General features: G+C 44.5%; 17 protein-coding genes and 1 pseudogene. 14 read left to right on the plus strand and 4 right to left on the minus strand.

Features of this window, described 5'->3' with window-relative positions; all coding sequences use genetic code 11:
* The first annotated feature begins 13 nt into the window (after positions 1–13).
* From CL176_RS01430 to CL176_RS01455, 6 genes are all read left to right on the plus strand, one after another.
* On the plus strand, positions 14–1,771 hold the full coding sequence (locus CL176_RS01430) for a LytS/YhcK type 5TM receptor domain-containing protein (protein WP_118991541.1): 1,758 nt from the start codon (positions 14–16) through the stop codon (positions 1,769–1,771).
* A 3-nt stretch (positions 1,772–1,774) separates the two neighbouring features.
* Complete coding sequence (locus CL176_RS01435) at positions 1,775–2,497, plus strand: LytR/AlgR family response regulator transcription factor (RefSeq protein WP_118989706.1); 723 nt, start codon at positions 1,775–1,777, stop codon at positions 2,495–2,497.
* 135 nt (positions 2,498–2,632) lie between these two features.
* Positions 2,633–3,052, plus strand: coding sequence for a CidA/LrgA family protein (locus tag CL176_RS01440; RefSeq protein ID WP_162890762.1), 420 nt, complete (start codon positions 2,633–2,635; stop codon positions 3,050–3,052).
* A 15-nt stretch (positions 3,053–3,067) separates the two neighbouring features.
* The gene (locus CL176_RS01445) at positions 3,068–3,754 is read left to right on the plus strand and encodes an LrgB family protein (protein WP_118989708.1); all 687 of its coding nucleotides are present in this window, start codon (positions 3,068–3,070) and stop codon (positions 3,752–3,754) included.
* A gap of 466 nt (positions 3,755–4,220) precedes the next feature.
* Positions 4,221–8,459, plus strand: coding sequence for a metallophosphoesterase (locus tag CL176_RS01450; protein ID WP_162890763.1), 4,239 nt, complete (start codon positions 4,221–4,223; stop codon positions 8,457–8,459).
* 347 nt (positions 8,460–8,806) lie between these two features.
* Positions 8,807–9,166 carry a hypothetical protein gene (locus CL176_RS01455; RefSeq protein WP_118989710.1) on the plus strand — a complete coding sequence of 120 codons (360 nt, stop codon included), beginning with the start codon at positions 8,807–8,809 and terminating at the stop codon, positions 9,164–9,166.
* Between the two features lie 56 nt (positions 9,167–9,222).
* On the opposite strand, the gene CL176_RS01460 is transcribed toward CL176_RS01455, so the two are convergent.
* Entirely contained in the window at positions 9,223–9,780 is a 558-nt protein-coding gene (locus tag CL176_RS01460; protein WP_118989711.1) for a TetR/AcrR family transcriptional regulator, read from the minus strand.
* A gap of 127 nt (positions 9,781–9,907) precedes the next feature.
* Here CL176_RS01460 and CL176_RS01465 point away from each other — a divergent pair, with 127 nt between their 5' ends.
* The 4 genes from CL176_RS01465 to CL176_RS01480 all read left to right on the plus strand — a co-directional run bounded on the left by CL176_RS01465 (position 9,908) and on the right by CL176_RS01480 (position 16,809).
* Positions 9,908–11,098, plus strand: coding sequence for a class I SAM-dependent rRNA methyltransferase (locus CL176_RS01465; RefSeq protein WP_118989712.1), 1,191 nt, complete (start codon positions 9,908–9,910; stop codon positions 11,096–11,098).
* Positions 11,099–11,110: 12 nt separating this feature from the next.
* The gene (locus CL176_RS01470; protein ID WP_118989713.1) at positions 11,111–11,812 is read left to right on the plus strand and encodes an ABC transporter ATP-binding protein; all 702 of its coding nucleotides are present in this window, start codon (positions 11,111–11,113) and stop codon (positions 11,810–11,812) included.
* A 15-nt stretch (positions 11,813–11,827) separates the two neighbouring features.
* Positions 11,828–15,874, plus strand: coding sequence for an FtsX-like permease family protein (locus CL176_RS01475; RefSeq protein WP_118989714.1), 4,047 nt, complete (start codon positions 11,828–11,830; stop codon positions 15,872–15,874).
* 479 nt (positions 15,875–16,353) lie between these two features.
* The gene (locus tag CL176_RS01480) at positions 16,354–16,809 is read left to right on the plus strand and encodes a transposase (RefSeq protein ID WP_162890764.1); all 456 of its coding nucleotides are present in this window, start codon (positions 16,354–16,356) and stop codon (positions 16,807–16,809) included.
* A gap of 347 nt (positions 16,810–17,156) precedes the next feature.
* Here CL176_RS01480 and CL176_RS12555 read toward each other — a convergent pair.
* The 3 genes and pseudogenes from CL176_RS12555 to CL176_RS01500 form a co-directional block, all read right to left on the minus strand.
* Positions 17,157–17,696: pseudogene (locus CL176_RS12555) on the minus strand (ABC transporter transmembrane domain-containing protein); the annotation flags it as partial.
* Positions 17,639–17,953 (minus strand): hypothetical protein, encoded by a 315-nt coding sequence (locus tag CL176_RS12560; RefSeq protein WP_118989718.1) that lies wholly within the window; start codon positions 17,951–17,953, stop codon positions 17,639–17,641. The gene CL176_RS12560 and the pseudogene CL176_RS12555, both read right to left, overlap by 58 nt.
* A gap of 430 nt (positions 17,954–18,383) precedes the next feature.
* On the minus strand, positions 18,384–19,763 hold the full coding sequence (locus CL176_RS01500; protein WP_118989719.1) for a phospholipase D-like domain-containing protein: 1,380 nt from the start codon (positions 19,761–19,763) through the stop codon (positions 18,384–18,386).
* 331 nt (positions 19,764–20,094) lie between these two features.
* Between CL176_RS01500 and CL176_RS01505 the strand changes: the two genes are divergently transcribed.
* The 4 genes from CL176_RS01505 to CL176_RS01520 all read left to right on the plus strand — a co-directional run bounded on the left by CL176_RS01505 (position 20,095) and on the right by CL176_RS01520 (position 24,593).
* Positions 20,095–21,945 (plus strand): serine hydrolase, encoded by a 1,851-nt coding sequence (locus tag CL176_RS01505; RefSeq protein WP_118989720.1) that lies wholly within the window; start codon positions 20,095–20,097, stop codon positions 21,943–21,945.
* A 128-nt stretch (positions 21,946–22,073) separates the two neighbouring features.
* A complete protein-coding gene (locus CL176_RS01510; RefSeq protein ID WP_118989721.1) occupies positions 22,074–22,610 on the plus strand; it encodes a hypothetical protein in 537 nt (178 codons plus the stop codon).
* 11 nt (positions 22,611–22,621) lie between these two features.
* Positions 22,622–23,305 (plus strand): glycoside hydrolase family 73 protein, encoded by a 684-nt coding sequence (locus CL176_RS01515; RefSeq protein ID WP_118989722.1) that lies wholly within the window; start codon positions 22,622–22,624, stop codon positions 23,303–23,305.
* A 160-nt stretch (positions 23,306–23,465) separates the two neighbouring features.
* Positions 23,466–24,593 carry an ATP-grasp domain-containing protein gene (locus CL176_RS01520; RefSeq protein WP_118989723.1) on the plus strand — a complete coding sequence of 376 codons (1,128 nt, stop codon included), beginning with the start codon at positions 23,466–23,468 and terminating at the stop codon, positions 24,591–24,593.
* Positions 24,594–24,612 lie beyond the last annotated feature (19 nt).

Genomic DNA, 24,612 nt, shown 5'->3' on the forward strand with positions numbered 1-24,612 from the left:
TTTGTTTATTCTGATGATGGAAAGGGTCGGCATGATTGTCTTTCTGGCGGTCGTACTTGTGCAAATACCTTACTTTCGGAAATTATTTGTTAATCAGGCTGAGCGCAATAATCCTGTTAATATCAGTATGTTAGTGCTATTATTTGGAATATTTGCGGTTGTATCTAACTTAACGGGAATTGTCATTGATGTAACTGGTAATCAATCGAGTCAAATTCTAACAACGATTTCTCCGACAGCTTCTATTGCCAACACGCGTTCGATGATTATTGGGGTATCAGGTATGGTCGGGGGGCCAATTGTCGGCACGCTTGTAGGCTTGATTGCTGGCGTTCACCGGGTCTATCAAGGGGGTGGGGGCGGTTTATTTTATATCATCTCTTCTCCTTTGATAGGGTGGTTAGCAGCCTATTTAAGTCAGCGGAGTTACCGATTGGGTAAATTGGTATTGCCACGTGAAGGAGCATTGATTGCTTTGATTTTGGAAGGAGTCCAGTTGGCTTTTATTGGTCTGTTCTCTTCTCAAGGTTGGCGTTTGGTGCAACTGATTGGTTTGCCGATGTTGACATTGAATGCAGTGGGAACTTTTATCTTTCTTTGGGTTATTGACTCAACTTTAAATCGAGAGGAGCAAGCCCGGGCTATTCAAACACATGATGTGCTTGGGTTAACTAGGCAGACCTTACCTTTCTTAAGAGAAGGCTTAACCATGGAGCAAGCCAGTCAGGTGGCAGAATTAATTCAAGCATATACGAAAGCAAGCGCTGTAAGTTTGACGAACCGTACGCAAATTCTGGCCTTTGTCGGTGAAGGTAGTGATCATCATAAACCGACCCACGATTTAATTACGAACTTATCAAAGGAAGCGTTGGAAAAGGGTGAGATGCAAGTAGCCCGTTCGCGGGCTGAGATTGGTTGCTCACATCCGAATTGTCCATTAGAAGCCGCAATTGTAATGCCACTTTTTGTTCAGGAGGAAGTGGTGGGTACTTTGAAGTTTTATTTCACCCAAGCGACGGATTTATCTTATGTAACCGAGGAGTTAGCAGAAGGTTTAGCTAGCATCTTCTCCATGCAAATGGCTTTAGGTCAAGCGGAAACCCAGACGAAATTATTGCAGGAGTCTGAAATAAAAGCTTTACAAGCCCAGATTAATCCGCATTTCTTCTATAATATGATTAACGTGATTGTAGCAATCATGCGCTTTGACCCTAATCGGGCACGCAGTCTCCTTCTGGATTTGAGTGCGTATTTCCGACAGAATGTTCAATCGAGTCGTGAAACGTTAATTCCTCTGGAGGATGAGTTGAATCATTTGCAGACTTATCTTAATTTAACCGAAGCGCGTTTTCCTGATCGTTATCAAGTCAATCTAGACATCGATCCACAGTTGGTCACAGCTTTGGTACCGGCTTTATCGATTCAAGTACTTGTTGAGAATGCGATTAATCATGCATTTGGCCAGCAAGAAACGCCTCATCATGTTAAAGTTAAGGTTGAGCGGATTGAGTCCACGTCTGGCGATATGTTATCGGTAGAAGTTCAAGATAATGGTGAAGGGATTGTTGAACCGTTATTGAATCGTTTAGGCAAGGAGAGCGTCACATCGGAACATGGTACGGGCACCGCTTTGCATAATTTAGCGAAACGAATTCAGTTACTTTACGGGGATCAAGCTTCCTTTAAGGCTCAGAATTTGCTGGCAGGCGGGGCTTGCTTTACCTTGAATTTTCCTCTTCGCCGCAAGCAAGAAACCGTAGAAGGAGTGTAAAGAATGAATGTACTGGTCGTAGATGACGAATTATATGCACGGCAAGAACTAGCCTACCTTGTTCAAGAGCATCCTCAAGTTAGTGAAGTGAGAATGGCTGAGTCTGTAACAGATGCCTTAATGGTGCTCTTGGATTTTGAGGTGGATGTCTTGTTCTTAGATATTCAATTAAAGGGAGAGACAGGCTTTGATTTAGCTGAGAAGCTCCAAGCTAAAGATTATTTGCCTTATCTGATTTTTGCCACAGCTTATGATGATTATGCTCTGAAGGCCTTTCAAGTTGATGCCAGTGATTATGTGCTGAAGCCTTTTGACCAGGCGGACATTCACCGGGCACTTGATAAGGCGTATCGTTCGCAAGCGACTCCTTCAACTGAAGGTCCGAGTCTAACCGACACGGGTTTATTAGCGGTTCCCGGTGATGAGCGGGTGTATATGATAAGTCCAGATGATATTGTCCTATTAACCGTCGATGGTCATCAGCTACGTATGGAGACGGTCCAGCGAACATATGAATTCTCTGACTCTTTGGCGGCCTGGGAGCAGAAATTACCTGAAGGGACTTTTATGAAGACGCATCGCAGTTTCTTGATTAATTTGCAGAAGGTACGTGAAGTTCAACCTTATTTCAATCAAACTTACCAAGTAACCATGGCCAATGGTAGTAAAGTCCCTGTATCACGAACTTACACGAAGTTATTTAAACAGCGTCTCAATATTGAATAGTAAGTCAGCCGATGATTTAAGTAAGTCATCGGCTAATCTCGTCATTTCATGAATAAAAGCGCTTTCTTTGTTGTTTTCATGCTATTCTATGACTGTAAAGAACAGCAAGTAAACAGTAAAGTAAAGGAGATATTTATGATGCAAAAAGTAAGCAAAATTCTAGTGCAAATGGCCATTTTTTCAGGCGTATTATTCGTGAGTGCCGTGATTAGTAGCTTTCTACCCTTGCCAATACCAGCCTCCGTTATCGGTATCATACTTTTATTCCTAGCTTTACACACCGGAATAATCAAATTGGCTTGGGTTGAGGATTTAGGAGAAACATTCATAGCCAATATTTCATTTCTCTTTGTACCTTCCAGTATTTCCTTGATTACATCCTTAGATATTATTAAAGGGCAAGAGCTTAAGATTCTTGGGTTGATATTCTTTTGGACTTTGGTGGCCATGGTCGCAGTGATGCTAATTGGTGACGGGATTCAATGGGGTAAAGCAATTCTTGCCAAACATGCTTCAGCAAGTGCTACCCTAGGCCATGTATCAAATCGCGAGTAAGGAAGGTGCATGAGAATGAGATTTATCTTTGGTTTAATCTTATCAGTAGCCGCCTTTGCGGTTGGGAAATATCTCTACAAACGGAGTGGGCAATTCTTCCTCTTTAATCCTCTGTTAGTAGCCACAGTCGTCGGAATCGGGCTATTATTGGTGGCAGATATACCTTACAGCGCTTATCAGCCAGGTGGAGACTTTATTTCTAGCTTTCTGCAGCCAGCTACTGTCGCCTTTGCGATTCCACTTTATAAACAAAGACACATTATTGCTAAATATTGGCAGAAAATCCTTGTCATCCTAGTCTTAGGGCAAGCTCTATCCATGTTTGCCCTCGGGTCTTTGGCTAATCTGCTCAGCATTGATTCAGCCATTACCGCATCGCTTATTACACAGCCTGCGACAACATCCATTGCTGTGCCAGTTACAGAAACTTTAGGAGGGATTGCCGGAATTACTGCCGCAGCGGTCGTATTGAATGCAGTAATTGTAGCAGCTATCGGCAAGACCTTCTTGAAACTATTGAATGTCGATGATCCAGTGATCAGTGGCCTAGCCCTTGGTATGGTCGGGCACACGATTGGGGCATCGATTGCCCTTGAAAGAGGGGAAGAAGAAGGCGCTATAGCCTCTGTGGCGATGGTTGCGTCAAGTGTGCTGACCGTTTTCGTAGCACCTTTCATCGCTCAAGTGCTTGGCCTTATATAAAATTAAATACTAGACGTAAGGGAACTTATGATAAGTTTCCCTTTTTGTTTTGAGGAAGTATTGATTGGAGATATTCACTTTTTTTGGCTTGGAATTGTCAAGGTTTGAAGTGGCCTTTGAATTCTGAATCTCGCTAAGCAAAAATTGATAATTAAAAAGATGAAATTATGGCGAGGCTTACTGCTAATAAAGCTAACATCTTCTTGCTTCTTTTCTGAACCTTGCCGAGTCAGCTATTTTACCTAGTAAAGCCGTGCAAAAAACAACCTATCTGTCCTGTTTTTAGAAAATAATGAAGGTATTTTTGATAATATTTGCAAGCAAATGAAGTTTCCGTGTTATTTTTAGGCAGTCTAAATTCTAATTTTACATTAAATTTACATAATCTTTATATAGATTTTACAGTATGGTGTTACCATTATAGCGAATGTTTCATATATGTCATTCTTATAAATGGAGGTATACAATGGTCAGTAAGAAAAACACATGGGTGAAAGCCCAGAAAGCCGGCACACCTGTGAAACATTACGGAATACGTAAGTTCAAGATGGGTGTGGCTTCTGTTGCCTTATTCTCAGGCCTCTTATTAGGTCAGATTGATGCGGTTCATGCTCAAGAAGCGGGTGTTGTAGACTCACCAGTAGTGGAAACGCCAGCACCAGCACCGGTAGAAAGCGAACCAAGCGTAGAAGTTGCACCGGCTGAGTCTGGCATAGAAGCACCAACAGAAACAGTCGTGGTGGATACGTTAACACCAGAAGAAGCGCCAGCCGAGACGCCGACGTCAACCGAAGCAGTCAACGAAACAACAGCTGGTGAAGTATTTACAAATGAACCAGCACCATCAAATACAGTTGAAACACCTGAAGTAGGATACAATGCTGAGATTGACCGCATTCTCGATCCAGTGCAAGCCAAGGAAGTGACGAATCCGTCTGTGAAGATGACGGTTATGTCTGATACCCATGTCTTGCCACGGGATCTTATTGCTGATACGCCAGAATACAATCTGTATTTAGATAGTGACCGCAAGTTATTGACGGAAAGTCAAGCGGTGAATGAACGTGCCTTCGACTTAGCGGAGGAGAATGGCAGTCGTGTTATCCTAATTCCTGGGGATTTAACGAAAGATGCAGAATTTCAAAGTCACCAATTTATCGCAGAACAATTACAAAAGTTCGTAGACGCCGGAAGTGCAACCAATGCGGACCCACTTACGGAACGTCGCGTATTTGTAGTGCCTGGAAATCACGATATCAATAACGCCTATGCCGTGAACTTCAATACAGAAACAGGCGTGGCAGAGCAATTGCCAATCTATACACCGAATGACTTTATAACTACTTACGGTGATTTGGTATATAACCGCAATGATGTGACGCTATTTAAAGATACAACGTATTTCCAAGACTATTTAGCTCAAGTCAATGCAGCACATCCTGATCGCCCAGTGGAGAACCAATACTATGCCCATGGTTACACATCTTACGCGACACGTTTCGACTTAGCTGAACTTGGCAAGAACGGAGTTACAGTCATTGGCCTGGATACAGCTAACTACTCGGTAGACGATACAGCGGGTGGTTATGACTATCAAGAAACGAATGGCTCTTTATCCTTGCCACAAGCTAAATGGATGATGGACATTTCTGAGCAAGCTCATAATCGCAATGATATTATTTTAGTGGCTAGTCATCATGCCTTCATTCCACATTTCTTAGAGCAAGAAACCTTACTTGCTCCTTATATCTTAGAAAATTGGGACACTCCATTTGTAGATCCAACAGATTTGCGCGTTGATGGCAAAAAACCTCGTGAGATTTTAGCCGATACGGGTGCTACTTACCTCTTTACAGGCCATATGCACGCTAATGATATCGCTAAATATGAACACAATGGCAATACCTTCTACGACATTGAAACAGGTTCGACGGTAACTTACCCATCTTCCATTCGTCATATCAAACTCGTGAATAATATCGATTCAAAAGACTCGGCCTATTCTTTAGAGAGCGTATCTCAACAAATCGGTGAAATTGTCTTTACGGACTTAAACGGTAATCAAATCGTCGTGCCTGATGTAACCGCCTATGGTTATGGTAACTTGATTACGCCTGAATTAGTTGCCGGTTTAGTGGACTACTACTTAGGTTTACCACAATATGAGAACATTTCAACGGCACAATTGTTGCAAGAATTTGTGTTCCCGACAGTTGCCCAAGAGGATATTCCGCAAACGCTCGTGACGCAAATAAGTGCATTACTTGGAACCGAAGCAGCCCCGGCGGTGAATAACCAGAAAGTGGCAAACATTCCAGTAGTAGGAAGTATAGCAGTAACGGCCTTTTGGAATGAGGCGATTGCTCAACAAACAGGTCGCCAATATGCAGGCCCTGGTGCGCAAATCAATATTTCTGTGAATAACGGTTCACCTTACGAGTATTTTGTCGCAGAAGATAATTTAGTACCACTTCTTGGTAATTTAATGACTGATTTAGATGCAGCTGTCTTTAGTGACCGTGCACTACTGCGCGAACGTCTGACAAATCTTGCCGGTGACATCCTTAATATGGAAGTAGCCCAAGACAATGGTCAAGTAAAGACCGTAACAGACTTAGCGAATTATGCTTACACTTCTTACTTAGAAGGAAATGAAACGCAGCCGCAATGGGTTGCAGATTCTATTGATTTACTTGCGAATCGTGGTGGTGAATTTGCCCAAAATCTAATCACAGCCGTGAAGGGAACCTTAGATCCTATTGTGCAGGATATTGCGACACAATTAGTCTATGATCCAACAGTTCCTCAATTTTTCGAGCCAGTTAGAACTTATGGTTTCTTTAATGGTGGTTTAATTGCTTCAACAATTGAATCTACAGTGAATAGCACCCTCGGTGCTAATGTTGGTGAAACGTTAACCAGTGTAGGGGTGACTTCTGTGTCTGACTTATTAAGTCAAGCAGTGGCTGATCCAACGGCCCAAGGCATCATTAATAACTTGACAGGTCTACTTGCCAATGTTGTGGATGGCATGACGAATGAGCATGTCGTTGGTTACGAAGACTATGCTTTCCCAGAGGACCACAATGTACTATTGGTGACGGACTTAAATAAGGCTCAAGAAGGAATAATGGCTGGTTTACAAGTGGCTAATCCAACCCTTGTAAACTTTGCTATCAACCAAGTAGATCAACCGATAAGTAATGTCACTCTCTATATTAACCAAGTTGCAAGTCCTGTCACACCTGTACAAAATGGAGCTGTTTATAGCTTCACACTTGATCATGACCTGGTCAATCAAGACGAAGTGCGTGTCTACTTCACAGTTGCTAATCCAGTTTCTGTAGTAGAAGGATTAGATAATCAAATCAGCTTGCGGACAGAACCAGTTGTCGTAAGCTATGCAGAAACGACAATCTCTTTCGACGAAGTGATTATAGAAGACCCAACCTTATCGGCAGGTATAAGTATTATAGAGGTAGCAGGGGTTGATGGATATAGACGTTCAATTGTAGAAAAGGTTGGCGAAAATGGAACAATCCGTACAATAGAAACGGTTCTAGAAGAGGTGGCCCCAGTTACCCAAGAAGTACACGTAGGTACATTGGTTATCGATCCACAACCGGAACCAGAACCGACTCCAGAGCCGGATCCACAGCCAGAGCCGGAACCACAACCAAAGCCGACTCCAGAACCAGAACCAGATCCACAACCGGAACCAATGCCAGAGCCACAACCGGAACCAGAACCGACACCAGAGCCGGATCCACAGCCAGAGCCAACACCAGAGCCTGAACCGACACCGGAACCAGATCCAGAGTCAGAGCCTGAGCCGCAACCGGAACCAATGCCAGAGCCGGAACCGCAACCAGAACCGACACCAGAGCCAGAACCACAACCGGAACCTACTCCAGAACCTGAGCCAGAACCACAGCCAGAGCCGGATCTGCAACCAGAACCGACACCAGAACCGGAGCCGCAACCGGAACCGACACCAGAGCCGGATCCACAACCGGAACCGACACCAGAGCCAGATCCACAACCGGAACCTACTCCAGAACCAGATCCAGAACCACAGCCAGAGCCGGAACCGACACCTATTCCAGCACCAACTTCTGGAACAACTGGTAGTACTGGAGCGCAAACAGATGGCAGCGTGTCAGGTAATCAAGGAACAACTGGCTCTCAAGTACCAGGTACTAACTTGACGCCTACAAGGCCAAGTTTCTCTGAACCTGCTACAGCTACTAAACCGGTAGTGCCAGCGGTTACTAGACCAAGTCGTACAGATAATAGCCAACCGATTCTTGTACAAGGGCGTGTTATAGTAACACCGCTGGAAGTGACGGCACCAATCGTACTTGCTGATGGTCAAATCATTGAGATTTTCGAGTTGTTTAAATTAGATTTTGTTAATGCTGACGATGTCACCGTACTACCGAGTAGAGCAGTTGAAATTCGTGTGCCATTCGATACGGACAAGAAAGTTGCTCGAGTGTACTTGGTAGACGACAACATGGATGTCATTGAAGAAATCACAGATTTCGAAATGATTGATGGACACGTTGTGTTCTATCATGACACCATGGCAAATGTCGCAATTGTTTACGAAGAAGATTTAGTTGCTACAAGCAGTATTGCTCCGTTACTTGCAATCGCAAGCATAAGTGTGGGCGCAGGTATCGGACGTCGCAAAGAAGACTAATGATTTAAGTAGGCTCTCGCCGACTAACTTATAAGTCACGCTATAAACGCTTAGAATGTTGAATCGACAGCATTCTAAGCGTTTTGTATTTATCTTGGCAGGATCTAAGCTCGCTTTAATTTAAACTTCTCTGAAATTATACACCTCAATGAATATCATTATTACTGAACGTTGATACGACTGTATTTTTCAGCATAGTTGTATAATTATGTATTGCAGGTCAGTGCTATAAAATAGCGGAAATTTACGCTTTAATTAGCAGATTGAAATTGCCTGAGTAACTTTCTATTATGTGTAATGACAACTGTGTTAGACTATGGGAGAACCTTAAGAAAGGAGGAGTGCCGATGCAAGCAAATATTCGCAGAACAGCTATCTATCTCATAGCCCTTGCTGTAATCTTTGCGGTAGTTGTCCCGCTGACGAGTCACTGGACACCGGGACAGAAGGGGTTACTTCATGGGGGAATTTCGTTTTTATTTTTCTTCTTAATTTTCTTTGTGTGGAGTAGCTTTCGCCAAGTGTCCTGGCAGAAATTAGCCTGGACGATTGGAATTTTGTTAGCGATGGGGCTGATTCTACCTTGGGCGATTGCTTTAGTAAGTCCCTTGCCAACAATCCTTAAGGGACTGTTGCATCTGATTGTTGTAGCAGCTTTCCTAGTAGGAATCATCTATGTTTGGCGCGATCCATTGAAATGGCGTTAATTTAAGTTAAGTCAACCTCGTTCAAGCCACTTAATTGAGCTTGAACGAGGTTTTAACTATTTGTAGAGATCTAATAAGGGGGAATTCTGTGGGATGGCATCTCCTTGAATAAGGTTGGACAGTAAATCAGCTAAATCGTCGGGGGGTAAGTCGTAATCTTGTTGAATCCACTCAATCATCACATTATAAGTAAGGCCAATGATGCCACGGATGCGGTAGCGGTCTGTATTGAGAGTTTGTGCAGTATCGAAGATGTCATTCAAGTAGCGCAGCACATAATTACGTTGTTCTCCGGAGAGAATTGTTTGCAGGAAATGTTGATGCTGATAGAGAAAGTGGAAGAGCTTGGACCAGAATAAATCTAATTTGCCTTGAACGATATAAGTGCCCCCTTGGTTGAGAATTTCTTGGAAGAAGTGGTGGATAATCTCATAGAAAAGCTCTTCTAAAGAGGCGTAATGTCGGTAATAGGTCATGCGCGATACCCCAGCGCGCTCGGTAAGTTGGGTAATTGTAATTTCATCAAAAGGGGTGCTTTCTAAAAGTTGTAATAACGCCGTCTGTAAGGCTTCTTGACTCAGTTGCTTGCCTTGTTGATTCGTGGTAAGGGTCATTGGGAAGTTGCTCCTTTCTGATGTTTCAAAAGCCTCGCATGTGTCACATCTAGTGGCTTTTTGGTTGCAGATACAAAGCTTTAGATGTTACTATTGTAACATCAAATAGTATAGAAGGATTAAAAAGATGCGTGAATTTCATTTAAAAAAACAAGCAACTCAGCGAGTTAAAGCAGGAGAACGCTTATTATTGGCTGAAGATATTCAAGAAACAGGGGCAGAGGACTTACCAGAAGGTGAAAGTATCCTCCTTTGGGGTTTCGATAAGCAGTATGCAGGCAAGGCTCTGATTGCACGCCAACAAAAAGGCCTCGGCTGGTTGTACACCGTTGAAGCAGATGGTGATTGGAGTCGGATGTTTGTAGATGAGAGAGTGAAACTTGCCTACAACAAACGAGCGGCGCTTTTCGGATCTAAGGAGACGACGGCTTTTCGTTTAATCAATGGTGAAGGGGATCAAATTCCGGGTGTGACGGTTGATTGGTATGCAGGTTTTCTGCAAATTAATTGGTATTCCCAAGGTATTTATGCCTTTCGTGAATGGATTTTCGAAGCCTTACAGACTTTACCGATACATATTCTGGGGATTTATGAGACCCAGCGTTTCGGCCAGCTGAAGGTAGCTGAGGCAGTACGCCATACATGGGGCGAGGAAGCAGAGAAGCCCCACCTCATCCAGGAGAATGGGGTGACATATGCCACGTATTTAGGTGAGGATTGGATGACCGGTATTTTCCTTGATCAGCGGGAAGTGCGAAACTTCGTCAAGCAACAAGCCAAGGCTTTGACGGTATTGAATTTATTCAGCTATACAGGCGCCTTCTCCGTTGCAGCAGAAATGGGTGGAGCAGCAAAGACGATAAGTGTAGATGTAGCCAACCGCTCACTAGATTTGACCGAAGAGCAGTTTGCGGTCAATCATCTTGAACGAAACCAAGAGGTGCGAGAAATTCGGGTCATGGATGTATTTGATTACATTCGTTATGCGAAGCGTCATGGCTTGAAATTTGATATGGTGATTTGTGATCCGCCAAGTTTTGCACGGACTAAGCAATATACGTTTAGCGCCCGTCAAGATTACGCCCAACTTGCTGAAGATTTATTTGCCTTAACTGAAGTAGGTGGAATGACCATTCTATCAACAAATCATAGTGGCTATCCTCAGGATGCGTTTCGAGAGGATTTACGTATGGCAGCTGAGCGCAGTGTTGCGCAAGTTCATCTTTTGCAACAATTTGGCTTGCCGGAAGATTTCCAGACAACTGCCGATGCAACGAGTCAATATTTAAAAGTGATGGCCTATTATCGCAGTCATTAAGGAGGTGAGGAGATGAGTTATATCGAGCTCCGAAATATTGTCAAAACATATCGAAACGGGGACACCCTAACTCATGCTAACGACGGAGTGACTTTTGCCGTGGAAGAAGGAGAGTTTGCGGTGATGTTGGGCCCGTCAGGTGCAGGCAAATCAACTACGATGAATATTCTTGGTGGAATGGATCAGCCAACCTCAGGGGATATTATTGTAGACGGGGAGAACATTGCAGCATATTCAAATGAGGAGCTGACACGTTTCCGCCGTTATCAAATTGGCTTTGTCTTCCAAAATTATAATCTTGTTCCCAATCTAACAGCTAAGGAAAATGTGGATCTAGCTATTCAAATTTCAGATAGTTCAGCCGATGCGCTGGAAGTTCTAGAACGATGTGGCCTTGCCCACCGAGCAGATAATTTCCCAGCCCAGTTATCCGGCGGAGAGCAGCAAAGGGTTTCCATTGCGCGAGCTATTGCCAGCCAGCCGAAGTTACTTTTAGCCGATGAGCCGACAGGCGCTTTGGATAATGAGACAGGTCAACAGATTCTGAAACTTTTGCAGGATACGTGCCGCCAATACGGTACCACCGTGATTGTTATTACCCATAATGCGACGATTTCAGAAATGGCTGACCGGGTAATTCGTATTAATAATGGGAAAGTAGCATCGGTGGAGATGAATGAAGCCCCGAAAGCTGTAGAGGAGATTCATTGGTAGAGAGGAAGTGATGAAATGAATGCTACGGTATGGAAGGATAATTTAAGAGCCATCCGCAAGTCATTGCCTCGCTTCATGTCGATCTTGGTTATTATTCTACTCGGGGTTGCCTTCTTCATAGGGATTCGCATGTCTGGACCGTCAATGTTGGAGACAGCGGCGACTTATTTTGACAAATATAATATGCCTGATGGGGTGGTCCGCAGTACCTATGGGCTAGACGGTGAGGATACGGAGGCTTTGGCGAAGGTGTCAGGTATGACTTGGAAGCCGATGCAGACGGTTCAAACGTCGATTATGCCTGGGAGTGAAACGGCCAAATTATTTGCCTATGATGGCGATCTACAGACGGCTTTCTATCGCGTTGTCGATGGCCGACTTCCTGAGGGTAGCGGTGAAATCGCTCTGGACAGTAAGTATTTAGATATGCTCAATCCGGATTCAGCTTCCCCGATTTATATTGGTTCAATCGTTGAGGTGAGCGAGGAAGATGTGGCGAAGGCTGATGAGGAGCCGAGCGTGCCCAAGTTGACACGCGGGAAATACCGGGTGGTTGGCTTCGTCGAGAGTCCTTTGTATTATGAGCGTACAAGCCGTGGAACGGATGAAGTGACGGTTTTCGGGGTCGTATCTGCCGATGATATGCTGGGTGAATTATACACGGAAGCTTATTACTGGGCAGATGCAACTGGGGGTTTACAAGCTTTTAGTGAGACCTACGAGAAGCGCATGGCCGAAGTAGGCGGTCAGATAGAAGAGGCGATTAAAGGTCGTCCTGCCTTGCGCCTGGCAAGTCTGAGAGCCGATTTGGATGAGAGGATTGCAACAGCTACCTCGGAAATTTCTTCGGCCTACCTTGAACTAGATGATGGTCAAGAGACTCTCGATGAGACTCAAGCTGAACTTGAAGAGGCGGAAGCTTCCTATGAGGAAGGTTTGCGGGACTTGGAGCGCGGCCGAGAGGAGCTAGCATCCGCCCAGGAAGCATATGAGTCGGGGCTGACTGAATTTGAATCTGGCCAAGAAGCCTTGCAGGCTGGGGAAGCAGAACTGGCTAAAGCAGAAGCGGACTATCAAGCTGGACTGGAAAGTTATGAAGCAGGCCAGGCGAATTACCAAGCAGAAATGCAACAAGCTGAAGCAGATTATCAGGCAGGCCTAGCCGCCTTGGAAGCTGGCAAGCAAGAGTTAGCCACAAGTCGTCAACAATTAGAGGCGAGTGAGGCGGCCTATCAAGCAGCGCTCAGCCAGTTGCCTGATGGAACAACTTTGGATAGTCTAAAAGCATTGGCCGCCGATTTAAGCCGACAAAAAGAGACATTAACCAAGCAAAAGGATGCCTTATTAGCCCAGCTAAATCCTGAGGCGAATCAAGGTGAAGGTACGAACGAGGCCTTAGCCGAGCAAATTGCCGCTTTGGTCGCCGAGCAAAATTCTTTAGAAGTAAGGCTTACTGACATCAATCAACAATTAGCAGAAGTGACAGACGCCATAGCTACCCGTGACACTTTATTAGCTGAACACTCAGCTTTAGTTGCTAATTACAGTCAATACGAAGCCCAGATGGCTGATTTATTAAGTCAACAAAGCCAAGCAACGGAGACAAACTTGCAAGTAGAATTGGCTGAGCGTATTCGTCAGTTGGAAGGGCAGATGGGCGAAGTGAGCCAAGCTTTGGCCTCAGTCAATGGCCAGTTAGCCAACTACGAAACGATTGATTCGACTTATGACGCCTTGGTAGCTGAGCAAGCGACTATTGAAACTGACTTAGCCAGCAATCAAGAACAACAAGCGGCTTTGACAAATAACACCACTTCAGCAGGCGAGGTTGGGGCCGAGGTCCCAATTCAAGCACAGTTAGAGGCCTTAGAAGAAGGGCTGGCAACCATTGAAGCGCAATTGGCACCTATTCAGGAATTGTTGACCGGCCAAGAAGAGTTAGCAGCAGGTTGGGCAGCTTATGAAGCTGGACTCGCTCAAAGCCAACAAGCTGAACAGGAACTTAAGGCTGGTCGCCAAGCCCTTGAAAGTGGTCGTCTGGAAGGGCAGGCTGCCCTCGATCAAGCCTATGCCGAATTAGAAGCCGGTCGGGTGCAATTAGCCGATGGTCGCCAAGAAGTTCAAGCGAATCGAGCGCGGCTTCAAGAAGCCCAAGCTGAACTTGCATCAGCTCAAAGTGAACTAGCGTCGGGTCAACGAGAGTTAGCGGACGCTGAGCAGGAACTTGAGGATGGGCGGCTTGAGTTGGATGATGGCTGGGCCGAGTGGCGGGACGGGCAGGAAACTTACCGCAGTGAGCGCGAGGAGGCTTTAGCCGATTTACAAGAAGCCGAAGATGCGTTGGAAGGAGCCAGAAAGCAGCGCGCTGATTTAGTGGAGCCAACTTATATTGTGAATCAGCGATCGGATTTGAGTACATATTCGGGAATTCGTGATAATAGTCAGCAGTTAGATGCCATCAGCAATGTCTTCCCGGTCATTTTCTTTGCAATTGCGATTCTAGTGACCTTTACTACCGTTCAACGTATGGTCAATGAAGAGCGTAATTACATGGGGACGATGGAACAATTAGGTTATGACAACCATGTGATTATCTCCAAGTTTGTCACTTATGCTGGACTTGCAGCGGTAATTGGAACGATTCTGGGTCTCATTGCAGGGCATCTTGTGTTCCCACCAGTTATTCTAGGTGCGTATAATTCCTTATATTATTTCGGCGAGATGGCAATAGCAAGTTCGCCGATGTGGAACGGAATAGTTGCGCTAATTGCCTTGGCAACAGCATTTGTGCCGGCTATTATGACGCCTTTAAATAAGCTGCAAACGGCACCCGCCAATTTACTCCGCCCTGAACCGCCACGCTCGGGTAAGAAGATATTTCTTGAGCGTTTCCCAGCAATTTGGAACCGGCTGAGTTTCGACCGGAAGATGACCTTCCGCAATTTACTGCGCTATAAGGGCCGGAACAGTATGACCCTGTTAGGCGTGTTAGGTTGTAGTATGTTGATTGTAACTGGTTTTGGTATTAGTGATACAATCGCCGGTATTGTGGATACGCAGTTCAATGATTTGCAGTCTTTTGAAAGTATGGTGCTCGTGAATAGTCATCAAGCAGAAGCTCTTGAGGATTTACTGGCTGACTTGGATGATGCGCCTGAAGTGGCTCATTATACAGCGATGGCACTCATGCCTTTTGACACAGATGGCAGCGGTGGTAATCAAGCGGTCAGTGTGCTAGTGCCCTTGTCTGATGCAAGCTCTTTCCAAAAAAATGTCAGAATACGAGAACGCAGTCAGCCGAATCAGTTGTTGGATTTGAAGCAGACGGGGCCGGTGATGACGGAACGTTTGGCTGAACATTATGGCTTATCCGGCGAAGGTCCGGCCAAGGTTACTTTAACGGATGATGATTATCGCAGTTACTCCTTCGAGACGTCAACCGTTGTGGAAAACTATATTAATCATTACATCTACATGACAGCTGAGGATTACATGAATATTTTCGGCGAGGAGCCGGAAATGAACATGCTGTATATAAATTATACCGATGAAGACAGCCGTAAAGCGCTGGAAGATGGCTTGTTACACGATTCAGATGCAGTCTTATCTGTTGTCGGCCAAGAGGTCATTGCTCAAACCGTCGATTCAGCCATGAGAAGTTTAGAGTTAATTACGGTGGTCCTCATCGTTTCAGCCGCTGGCTTAGCTTTTGTAGTCTTGTACAATTTGACGAATATCAATATTTCTGAGCGATTGCGAGAGCTTTCAACTATTAAAGTTTTAGGTTTTTATGATCGTGAAGTGACGATGTATATCTTCGCTGAAATTTTAATTTTAACCTTATTGGGTGGCCTAGGTGGCTTATTAGCTGGTAATTTCCTAACGAAGTTCCTCATGAAGACTATGCAGACGCCTGATATGCTGTTCTATCCGCAAGTTGATGCTTCTAGTTACATAATCTCCCTTGCGCTAACCTTTGTCTTCTCAGCTATCGTCATGTTGGTAATGCATTTCAAGCTGAAGCATATTGACATGGTTGAAGCATTGAAAGCGGTGGAATAAAGTTTTGGCCTTGTTCCTCTTTCAAAAGTTATGATTTGCCATGATTTTGCCCAAAAGCTGCGGATTGATCCGTGGCTTTTTGTATTGGGATGGAGCACAAAAAAGGTCTATGCCCTGTATATATGACACAATTCCGTGGAGAAGTCGTCCGACGGAATAAAATCTGCGCAAAATTCCGTGGGAACTCCTTCCGACGGAATAATCGGCCGAAAACATTCCGTGGGAGACGGTTCCCATGGAATCCAGTCCGGCGTATCCCCTCTCCCATGACGTAGTTTTACTAATCTTTTTGCCAAATAGCATATTTATATAAAGACAGTCACGGTGAGGTGCCGTGAAGCTTAATTCGATTATGAATCCCTGTACCAAATGAAGCAATGTTAGGTATGGTGTTGATTAGTGTTTTAAATTGAAGGTGATTTTTTTGACAGATGGGGGTTGACGGTGTAGAGTTTCTAGTAAGAAAAGAGGTGGATAGCTTGACAAAGCGGCGAAAGACCCCGGAAGAAAAGCTGGCAATTGTTGAGGCATATTTACAGACAGATTTGACATATCAAGAGGTGGCTGATAAGTATGACGTTACTTATGCTAATGTATATGCCTGGGTGAAGAAATATCAACAGCAGGGGCGAGATGGCTTTATTAAACCAAGTAACTTGCAGGAAGCAGAAACTGAGTCTGATTTAGCCGAGACTCAGCGACTGAAAGAGTACAAAAAGACTTTATTGTTGGAGAAAAAATTCCTTGAGGTTCAAAGAATAGCGCTCATGAGGAAAGGTGTTGTTCGCCAACGGGTGGGGAGACTTGATGACGAACTCATATGTTTTATGACGATTTATGAGCTGGCAGAGGAGGGCTACAATCTCTCTTTGTTGACGCGGGTTTTAGAAGTGAGTAGCTTGCGATATTATATTTGGCTTCTCGGGCAGAATTAAAAACGAAGTTTCTTGGCAGTATTTCGGCTAAGAAACTTCGTTTTTTAATTAAGGCCTGCTTCATAGAGGCTTGCATAATGTCCACCGCGGCGTCGAGGAGTTCTTGGTGGGTGCCTGCTTTGATAATGCTCCCTTGATACATGACGATAATGCGGTCCGCATCATGGATTGTGGAAAGGCGATGGGCGATAATAAAGCTAGTTGAGTGAGCGGTTACCACTTCGCTAATCCGCTGGATGGAGACTTGTGAGCGCGGTACAATAGCTAGAATCGTGGCAAATTGTTGAATATTCGTCAAGGCCATGGCAGTGTATTCAATAATGGCTACTAAGACACCAACGGATAAATTACCTGCCTCGGCGCGGTGTCCCCCCATTATAGAGAATGACCAAAGTTAAGGCATTGGCCACAAGCAAGATGAGGGGGCTGAGAAGCATCATGGTGCTTTCGGCTTTCACATTAGCATCAAAAGACGCATCGGTTGCTTGGGCGAAGGCCCGCTCTTCGTAGTCCGTCTTTTTAAAGGCTTTGACTACCCGAATCCCTGTTGAATTCTCGCGGAATTTCTGGTTGATTGTATCAATGGTTTGGCGAATGCGGCCTTATTTAGGCACGGCCCGCCGAATGAGTGCCAGGGAGACTGTCAGTACAACCGGGATAATAATCAATGTAATTGAAGCCAAGCGGGCATCAAGACTGAAAGCTAGCCAGCTGGCACCAATGACGGTAATAGCTGTAGTGTATGTTTTACGCAGGGAAAGATCGATAAAATTAGACACTTGCTTGACGTCATTGACTGTACGGGTAATAAGGGTGGCATTGGTAAAGTTCAGACGTGTTTCTTTGGACCAGGCAATGATGCGGGCAAATAAATCTCCGCGCAAGTCTCTGGAGACACGCCATTCAACTGAGTTAGAAAGTAGACATTAATCAGGAGCGCGGCGATATTAATAAGGGTTGCGCCAATCATGTACAAGCCATTTTGGACAATGAGTTCCATATTGCCTTGAGCAACACCCGCGTCAATGACATTAACCATCAGCCGCGGGATAGCTAGCTGACTGGCTGCCCATAGCGTTTCAAAGCTGAGTTGACCAATTAGCAGGGGCCAATACTTGCGAAGATAGGCGATAAGTATTCTCATGTAGATATCCCTTCTTTAATTTAGGATTGTTACAATCTACTTCAGAACAAAATATCGGCTTTGACAAATGATAGTTGTTCATAAGCCCAAATGATTTCGAAAGCAGAACGTTTTAAATCACTGTAAATAATCGTGTTGATACTATTAACTTTGTTCCATCTAAAGGAATTTATCTACATTAGAAACAACTATCGAATATTGGCGAATATCTTAAGAAAGAATTTAAGTACGATTTTCCCTGCAAAAGATATAATCAGCGACAGCTTTGACAACTTCGCTTCTACCGTATCTGTTAAAACTAACGCACGGGAACTGGCGAAGAGCGAAAAAATGACTTCTATAAACTGTTAAAAGAGGGCAGACTCATAAGTGTTCTGAATTTGCATTGTTCCAATATAAAAAGGATACGTCCGAGCGTATCCTTTAACAATTACAATAAAGGGGTGAATAGGGTAGCCAGAGGGCGTAGGATGGTTACGAGGAATTTCTTGAAGAAAGGGGGAGCGGACGGGTCTTCGCCGGCTGGGCTGATGGCCTCGATTTGATCGTCATAGCGGGTTCGCAAGTCGTCCAATAGTTTGGCAGTGAATTCGGGACTATCAATCACTAGCATGGATTCGGTGTTCAAGTAAGTGCTGCGACTGTCGATATTGAAGGTCCCCACCGCACTAATACGTTCATCGATGACGATAGCTTTGGTGTGAAGTTGGGCTTCTCTAGGTTGAAACTCATATAAGTGGATGCCTTGTTCTAAGATTGCTTGGCGATTATTCTGATAGCCACTGTTGGCTAGAATGTTATTGCTGGAAGCCAGGCTATTGCTTAAGAGGTTGATGTCTACATCCGCAAATTCCTGGTGGTTAAATTTGAGATCCGCGCGCATTTGTGAGGACGGGATAACATAAGGACTTTGGACCAAAATATTGTCTTCTGCTTGTTGCATGAGATAGAGCATATTGCTCCAAACAGTTGGCTCGTTGAAGCCACGTTTGAGCGGATTGGAGATAAGGTATCCGCGGTGGATAGGTACCGCCCGCTCACGCCAGACTTTTAAGCTTGGATCACCCGGGTTGCTTTGCTTGGCTTCTTGCGCTAATTCCAGTTGGAATTGGGACGTTTGCGCTAGAGTCGAGTCCGTATACTCAGGCCCTTGGACAAAGTTATGTGGCGAGGTCCAAAGTTGGTTGAAGTAGTCGCTAATTTGCTGAATTAAGACGTGCTTTCCGTCAGCGCCAGGAAAGAGAATGACATCCCGGTCGATGGAGGTGGATTTAGTTTGATGGGTGAAGTATTTATCACCGATGTTGCGTCCACCCATCATGGCTATCTCGTTATCGACAAGTATGATTTTGTCATGGAGACGGTGATGCCAAGATATTGGAATGAGCAAATTTAAGGGCTCATAGTAAGCAAAATCAATGTTTGGATGCTGGGCAATAGCTTTGTACAGACTTGGCTTAAGCCATAGACCGTGGGCGATACTATCAAGCATGAAGCGGACTTTTACCCCGCGATTAGCGGCATCGATAATGAGGCCTAGAAATTCGTCTACCGTTTCGCCCCCATGAAGGGCATAGTAAGAGATATCCAAGGTTTCTTTCGCTTGAGAAATTAAATCGACACGTGCTTGCCAGGCCTCTTCAACATCGTCAATGAGGGCAATGCTTTCGCTTGTTTCTTGAAATTCGGCCGCTTGAGGTTTGGCAGCTTTAGGTGAGGTTACATAAAAGATAAGTAAGCCGCTCACTAGAACATAAATGAGGTAAAGTAATATAAGGCTTTTGATAATTTTCCAAAGAATTGCTGACATAGGTTTCCCACCTTAAAAGAAATGATAAACGAAGCTTTCAGTTTGTCATATATTTTTGGGTACCAGACGATATGGTAAGGGCGGACAGAACTATACTCTGGTATTGCTTGTTTCAGAATATTTTGTAGGCAAAAGGTTTCGGATAATTTGCCTTTGTGCGTCTTTAATGGTGTAATATATAGTACGGGAAAGCTAAGTGGTAAAGATTATAACAAACTTCTGTGAAATAACAATGAAGTTTAACCCGACTCGTCAGAAAGTTAGAAAATAATATTCATTAGATAAATTATGTGCTACAATTAAAAGGAAATATTAGTTTAGGAGGGATTGCATGCAATGTCCAAATTGTGGAAGAAATGTTAGAAGTACCACGCAATGTGCCCATTGTGGTTACAAGTTTGGCCAATCAGATTTAAAAGAAGCAAAGCAAGCAGCGCCCGCATCTGCTCCAGTACATAAGAAACGTCGAGGTGGAGGTTTCTGGAATGTTCTGTGGGGGATTTTGAAATTAGTCGTGCTTGTCGTATTGATTTTCTTGCTGTTTCTTTATGGACCGCAATTAATCAGCAAAGTGACCGATTTCTTCGGCTCGAGCGATACCCAGCTGTCTCAGAATGCACCGGAAGAGCCTCAAGGTGAGAGTCCGGTAGTAGTTGAGGAAGAGTCATCAACGCAAGAGATTAGCCAAGAAGCATCGGTATTGGAATTATCAGACGCATCAACAAGCGATGCGGAAAGTGATATGTCAGCTTCTGATGGAAGTGCTGACGATTCAGCTAGCAATGCGGAAGATGAAGGTCGTTTGACCTTGGCGGACGTACAGGCTAATTTAGATGAATACCCACGGATTACTGTTCGAATGACCTTTAATGAGGATTTAGCCGATGTTGACCGAGAAACCTTTGACTTTGCCTTGACAACGGATGGGGAGACGACCCCGATTGAAGATGAGTATTCCTTAGTTAAAGACGGCAAAGAACTTATTATCAGCTATAGCGATCCAACAGTCGGTGTATTACAAGCAGAAGAATCCAAGCAAACCTTAGCGATTGAAGCACCTGATTTGCATGTCTCTGAAACGGTAGAATATACCTTGCCGCTTCTTTCAGTGGATCAAGCGCAGTTCAATCAGCTCAATGATTTAATCAATGAGAATCTAGCTCAGAATGCAACCGTTACTGCCGTGATAAGTTCATCTGAGGATGACGTGCCATTTACTTATGATAATCATAGTGTCGACGCAGGCAATGCCATTAGTTGGTTTGTGCTAGCTAGAACCTATGAGCAGCTTGAAGCTGGTAACTTAGAATTAGAGCAAGGTATTGAAATTCAAGACGGACTGAAAGTTGCTAACGAAGAGACACCAACCTCTATGACAGAAGCTGGCGAATCCATGACAGTTGATAGCTTAATCGCCGCCGTTATCCAAAATCAAGATGTCTCAGCAATGAATCATCTCATTCAAGGAGTGGGCGGCCCCAATGAATTCAACTTATGGTTGAATGAGTCAGGTTACTTTGCGACTCGTTTGACGCAAATGTTGGATGTCTCGCAAGCCAGTCTGATAGAAGGTGCGGTCACGAGTGCACAAGATATTGCTCGCTTATTGAGCCAATTGTCGCAAGACCAGTTAATTTCCCCAGAGATGGATGCTGCGTTCAAAGAAGCTTTATTAGATTCACCGATGACTGAGAAGTACCCAAGCTCTGGCATCGATGTGGTCAATCGTCGTTATGAAATCACATCTTCAGATAGTAACGCTACGCAACAATATTATACAGCGATTCTTGAAGGTGAAAGCCAAGACTACGTGGTCGTCTTACTTGTCTCTGACTTTAGTGAGCCGGAGACGGTCATTAGCCAAATAAATGCCTTATTAAATGATTCGGTGATTTATTTAGAAACAGGTAGCCTTCCTGAAGAAATGGAGGAAGAGCCTGAATCTGAAGAGCCTACCTCAGAATCAGAAGTGGCACCAGAAGATACGGAGCCAGCCCCAGAGGTCCCAACGCAAAATCAGCCTCAAGGACAAGAAGGCGGCTTCAGTATGCAACGCGTTGAGAATACGGGTGAAGATGTCATGTTGCCAAATCGCTACCGCTATAATGAGCAGACAGGCCAGCAAGAGCTTGTGAAGTGGTTTTATGATCATGAAGCCCAAACGTATAAATATTATCCATAGACTGTTCTAAAGACGCCTTAAGGCGTCTTTTTTAACGTAAAGAGTTAAAAAAGACTCCGAAATCCCTATTAAAGCTTGAATGTTTCACCTAATACGTGTAAGATATAAATGTAGAAAGGAAGATTACGATGAATCAAGCTTTAGTAGAATTAGTTCTCCATGCCGTGAATGAGAAGTATGTGAGTGAGAAGGCCTTCTATCGTGAGAAGTTAGGGATATCAGCACAAAGCTGGGATCGATGGAAGAAGGGTGAACAAGGCTTAAAGTACGAGAATATTCAAATCTTGGCTAATTTATTTACCGATTATGAATGGATGTTAGTACAGAAAGTGGTGCGGAATGCCGAGATTTTAACGGATGTCATGCAGAATCCTGTGGGTGAATATATCTTTTTGAAATATCAGATTAGCCAAACTTGGCTCAACAATGGAATTGCTCGTGTTGAGTGGGGTCAGACGGACGAGAATGAAGAGGCTAGCTTACGTAAATCCAATACAGTAATTTTACGCTTAGTTGTTGACTATCATTTTTGGGGGTATAATGATATTATAGAGTTCAGACTCCCAGGGGTTATCCAACAACAGATTGGCCACGACCAAGTGCGCTTATTACAGTGGATTGACGATCAAAGTGATCGCCTACGGGAGGCCTCAAATAAAGAATAAAGTGTGAGAAGATGGCCCGAAAGAAAACGAAAAAGAGAAAAACAACGCCTGCTTTGGTCAAACGCTGGCGCAAATTTAAGCCAATCTTATTGCAACGGATTGGCTGCTTGAGTTTATTTGTCGTAGCTTTATTGGTGCTCTTAGGTCTGGTAGCTTTCCGCTTTATTCAAATAAGCCAGGAGAATTACCACATTCAACAAGAAGAAGCTGCCCTTTATGCCCAGCGGGAAGCATTTGTGACCAGTCTGGTTCCAGAAGCCCAACGCCTTCAGCGCCAGTACGGTGTTCTGGCGAGTGTATCCATTGGCCAGGCGGCCTTAGAATCGAATTACGGGCAAAGTGGCTTAGCGCAAGATTACCACAATCTTTACGGGGTCAAAACAGAAGCCACCGATCCAGCTGGGGTAGATTTGGCGACGATGGAGTATGTTGACGGTGAGTGGATTGAGATCGTCGACCGTTTTAAAGTCTACGATAACAATGAAGCCTCTATGCGAGCCCATGCTGAGTTATTGTATTACGGAACTAGCTGGGATGCGGATTATTATGCTAGCGTCATTGCTGGAGATGATTATCAAAGTCAGGCGCAAGCCCTGCAGGAAGCGGGCTATGCCACAGACCCTACTTATGCTGATAAGGTTATAGAAGTAATTGAGGCTTGGGAATTAATGCAATATGATCAGCCAGTAGAGTGAGCTGTTTTTGAAGGTGTTTCTGCTAAGCAGGGATGCCTTTTTGGTTCGGGGTGGTTAATCTAAAGAGTAATTGGTATAAATTAAGCGCAAACTATCGCCTCAAAACTTGGGTTATGCTACAATGAGTAAGATAGAATGAATGATTTGGAGGGATGGCTTAATGTCGAAGCGGCATTTTCCTGGAGAGACCATTGGTATTATCGGCTCATCAATTACATCAGCTTTGCTGGCACAAACGGCAGGCGCTTTGGGCTACCGTGTGGCTAGTTTAGTTACGGCAGAAGAAAATCCAGTGCGTCAATTTGCTAGCTGGCAGACCTTGACGGAATCGTATAATCTGCAAGCGTTGACTTTCTTTGCTGAGCGAGTTGATTTAGTAGCGACGGAAGTAGGTATATTGACAAATGCGGATTTGCAGTTATTGGCATCTTTAACCGATTTGACCTTGTCGGATAATTTGATGGCGATGACGACGGATCGACTCATTGAAAAGTCTTACCTCGATTCCAGACGATGCTTGGTGCCACCTTTCTCCTTGGTGACGACTTTACCAGATGTAACTGAAGCGGTTGAATCCATTGGCTTTCCAGCCGTACTGAAAAGTAGTCAGCGTCATGTGGAAGGAGCAGATGACCACGTTATGCTCTATAGTGAGGAAGATTACCCAGCAGCAGAGGAGAAATTAAATCAAGGTGCCTGTATCTTAGAAGCCTGGATTCCGGCAGAGACGACGGCTTCCTTGACGATTTTGAGGAATGAGCGGGGTGAAATCCTCATTTACCCAGCTTTTGAAGTGGTAGATTTAGCGAGTGGACGTCAGCGCTATCAGTATCCAATCGAGGTCGAGGACGCAGTAACAGCAGAGATGAACCGCTTAGCTCAATTAGTTGCCGAAAGTCTAGACTTACGGGGAAGCTTAACTTTATCTTTCTTGGTTACTTCCGCTAACGTGGTGTATATTACGAGTCTTTCCATTGGCTTAGGTGAAGAAGCCATGTTCACCTTAGGTTCGATGTCGCTGTCTCAATTCGAAGGAGCTTCTCGGGCGATGATGGGCTTGCCTTTGCCGGAGTTGGAATTGACTTATCCGGCAGCGATTGCTTATCCGATTGAGGATTTGAACCAGGAAGCGGTCCTAACCCAGTATATGCTGCGGACTGATTGGGCTTTTGCCTTATTTAATCCCATCGGGAATCCAACCGAGCAATTAACTGGCTTCGTGACCGTAACTGGCAAGAGTATCGATGACTGTTTATTGCAAGTGGATGTTACTGATATAACGAAATAAACAAGTAAGCAGACTAGGG

Source organism: Suicoccus acidiformans (genome assembly GCF_003546865.1).
In the GTDB taxonomy this organism is placed as follows: domain Bacteria; phylum Bacillota; class Bacilli; order Lactobacillales; family Aerococcaceae; genus Suicoccus; species Suicoccus acidiformans.

What these genes read in the sequence shown, in the direction of transcription:
- CL176_RS01440 (WP_162890762.1), top strand. Translation starts at nt 2,633, where the DNA reads ATGATGCAAAAAGTAAGCAAAATTCTAGTGCAAATGGCCATTTTTTCA.
- CL176_RS01510 (WP_118989721.1), top strand. Translation starts at nt 22,074, where the DNA reads ATGAATCAAGCTTTAGTAGAATTAGTTCTCCATGCCGTGAATGAGAAG.
- CL176_RS01470 (WP_118989713.1), top strand. Translation starts at nt 11,111, where the DNA reads ATGAGTTATATCGAGCTCCGAAATATTGTCAAAACATATCGAAACGGG.
- CL176_RS01445 (WP_118989708.1), top strand. Translation starts at nt 3,068, where the DNA reads ATGAGATTTATCTTTGGTTTAATCTTATCAGTAGCCGCCTTTGCGGTT.
- CL176_RS01430 (WP_118991541.1), top strand. Translation starts at nt 14, where the DNA reads ATGATGGAAAGGGTCGGCATGATTGTCTTTCTGGCGGTCGTACTTGTG.
- CL176_RS01450 (WP_162890763.1), top strand. Translation starts at nt 4,221, where the DNA reads ATGGTCAGTAAGAAAAACACATGGGTGAAAGCCCAGAAAGCCGGCACA.
- CL176_RS01475 (WP_118989714.1), top strand. Translation starts at nt 11,828, where the DNA reads ATGAATGCTACGGTATGGAAGGATAATTTAAGAGCCATCCGCAAGTCA.
- CL176_RS01465 (WP_118989712.1), top strand. Translation starts at nt 9,908, where the DNA reads ATGCGTGAATTTCATTTAAAAAAACAAGCAACTCAGCGAGTTAAAGCA.
- CL176_RS01460 (WP_118989711.1), bottom strand. Translation starts at nt 9,780, where the DNA reads ATGACCCTTACCACGAATCAACAAGGCAAGCAACTGAGTCAAGAAGCC.
- CL176_RS01520 (WP_118989723.1), top strand. Translation starts at nt 23,466, where the DNA reads ATGTCGAAGCGGCATTTTCCTGGAGAGACCATTGGTATTATCGGCTCA.
- CL176_RS01435 (WP_118989706.1), top strand. Translation starts at nt 1,775, where the DNA reads ATGAATGTACTGGTCGTAGATGACGAATTATATGCACGGCAAGAACTA.
- CL176_RS12560 (WP_118989718.1), bottom strand. Translation starts at nt 17,953, where the DNA reads ATGAGAATACTTATCGCCTATCTTCGCAAGTATTGGCCCCTGCTAATT.
- CL176_RS01515 (WP_118989722.1), top strand. Translation starts at nt 22,622, where the DNA reads ATGGCCCGAAAGAAAACGAAAAAGAGAAAAACAACGCCTGCTTTGGTC.
- CL176_RS01500 (WP_118989719.1), bottom strand. Translation starts at nt 19,763, where the DNA reads ATGTCAGCAATTCTTTGGAAAATTATCAAAAGCCTTATATTACTTTAC.
- CL176_RS01505 (WP_118989720.1), top strand. Translation starts at nt 20,095, where the DNA reads ATGCAATGTCCAAATTGTGGAAGAAATGTTAGAAGTACCACGCAATGT.
- CL176_RS01455 (WP_118989710.1), top strand. Translation starts at nt 8,807, where the DNA reads ATGCAAGCAAATATTCGCAGAACAGCTATCTATCTCATAGCCCTTGCT.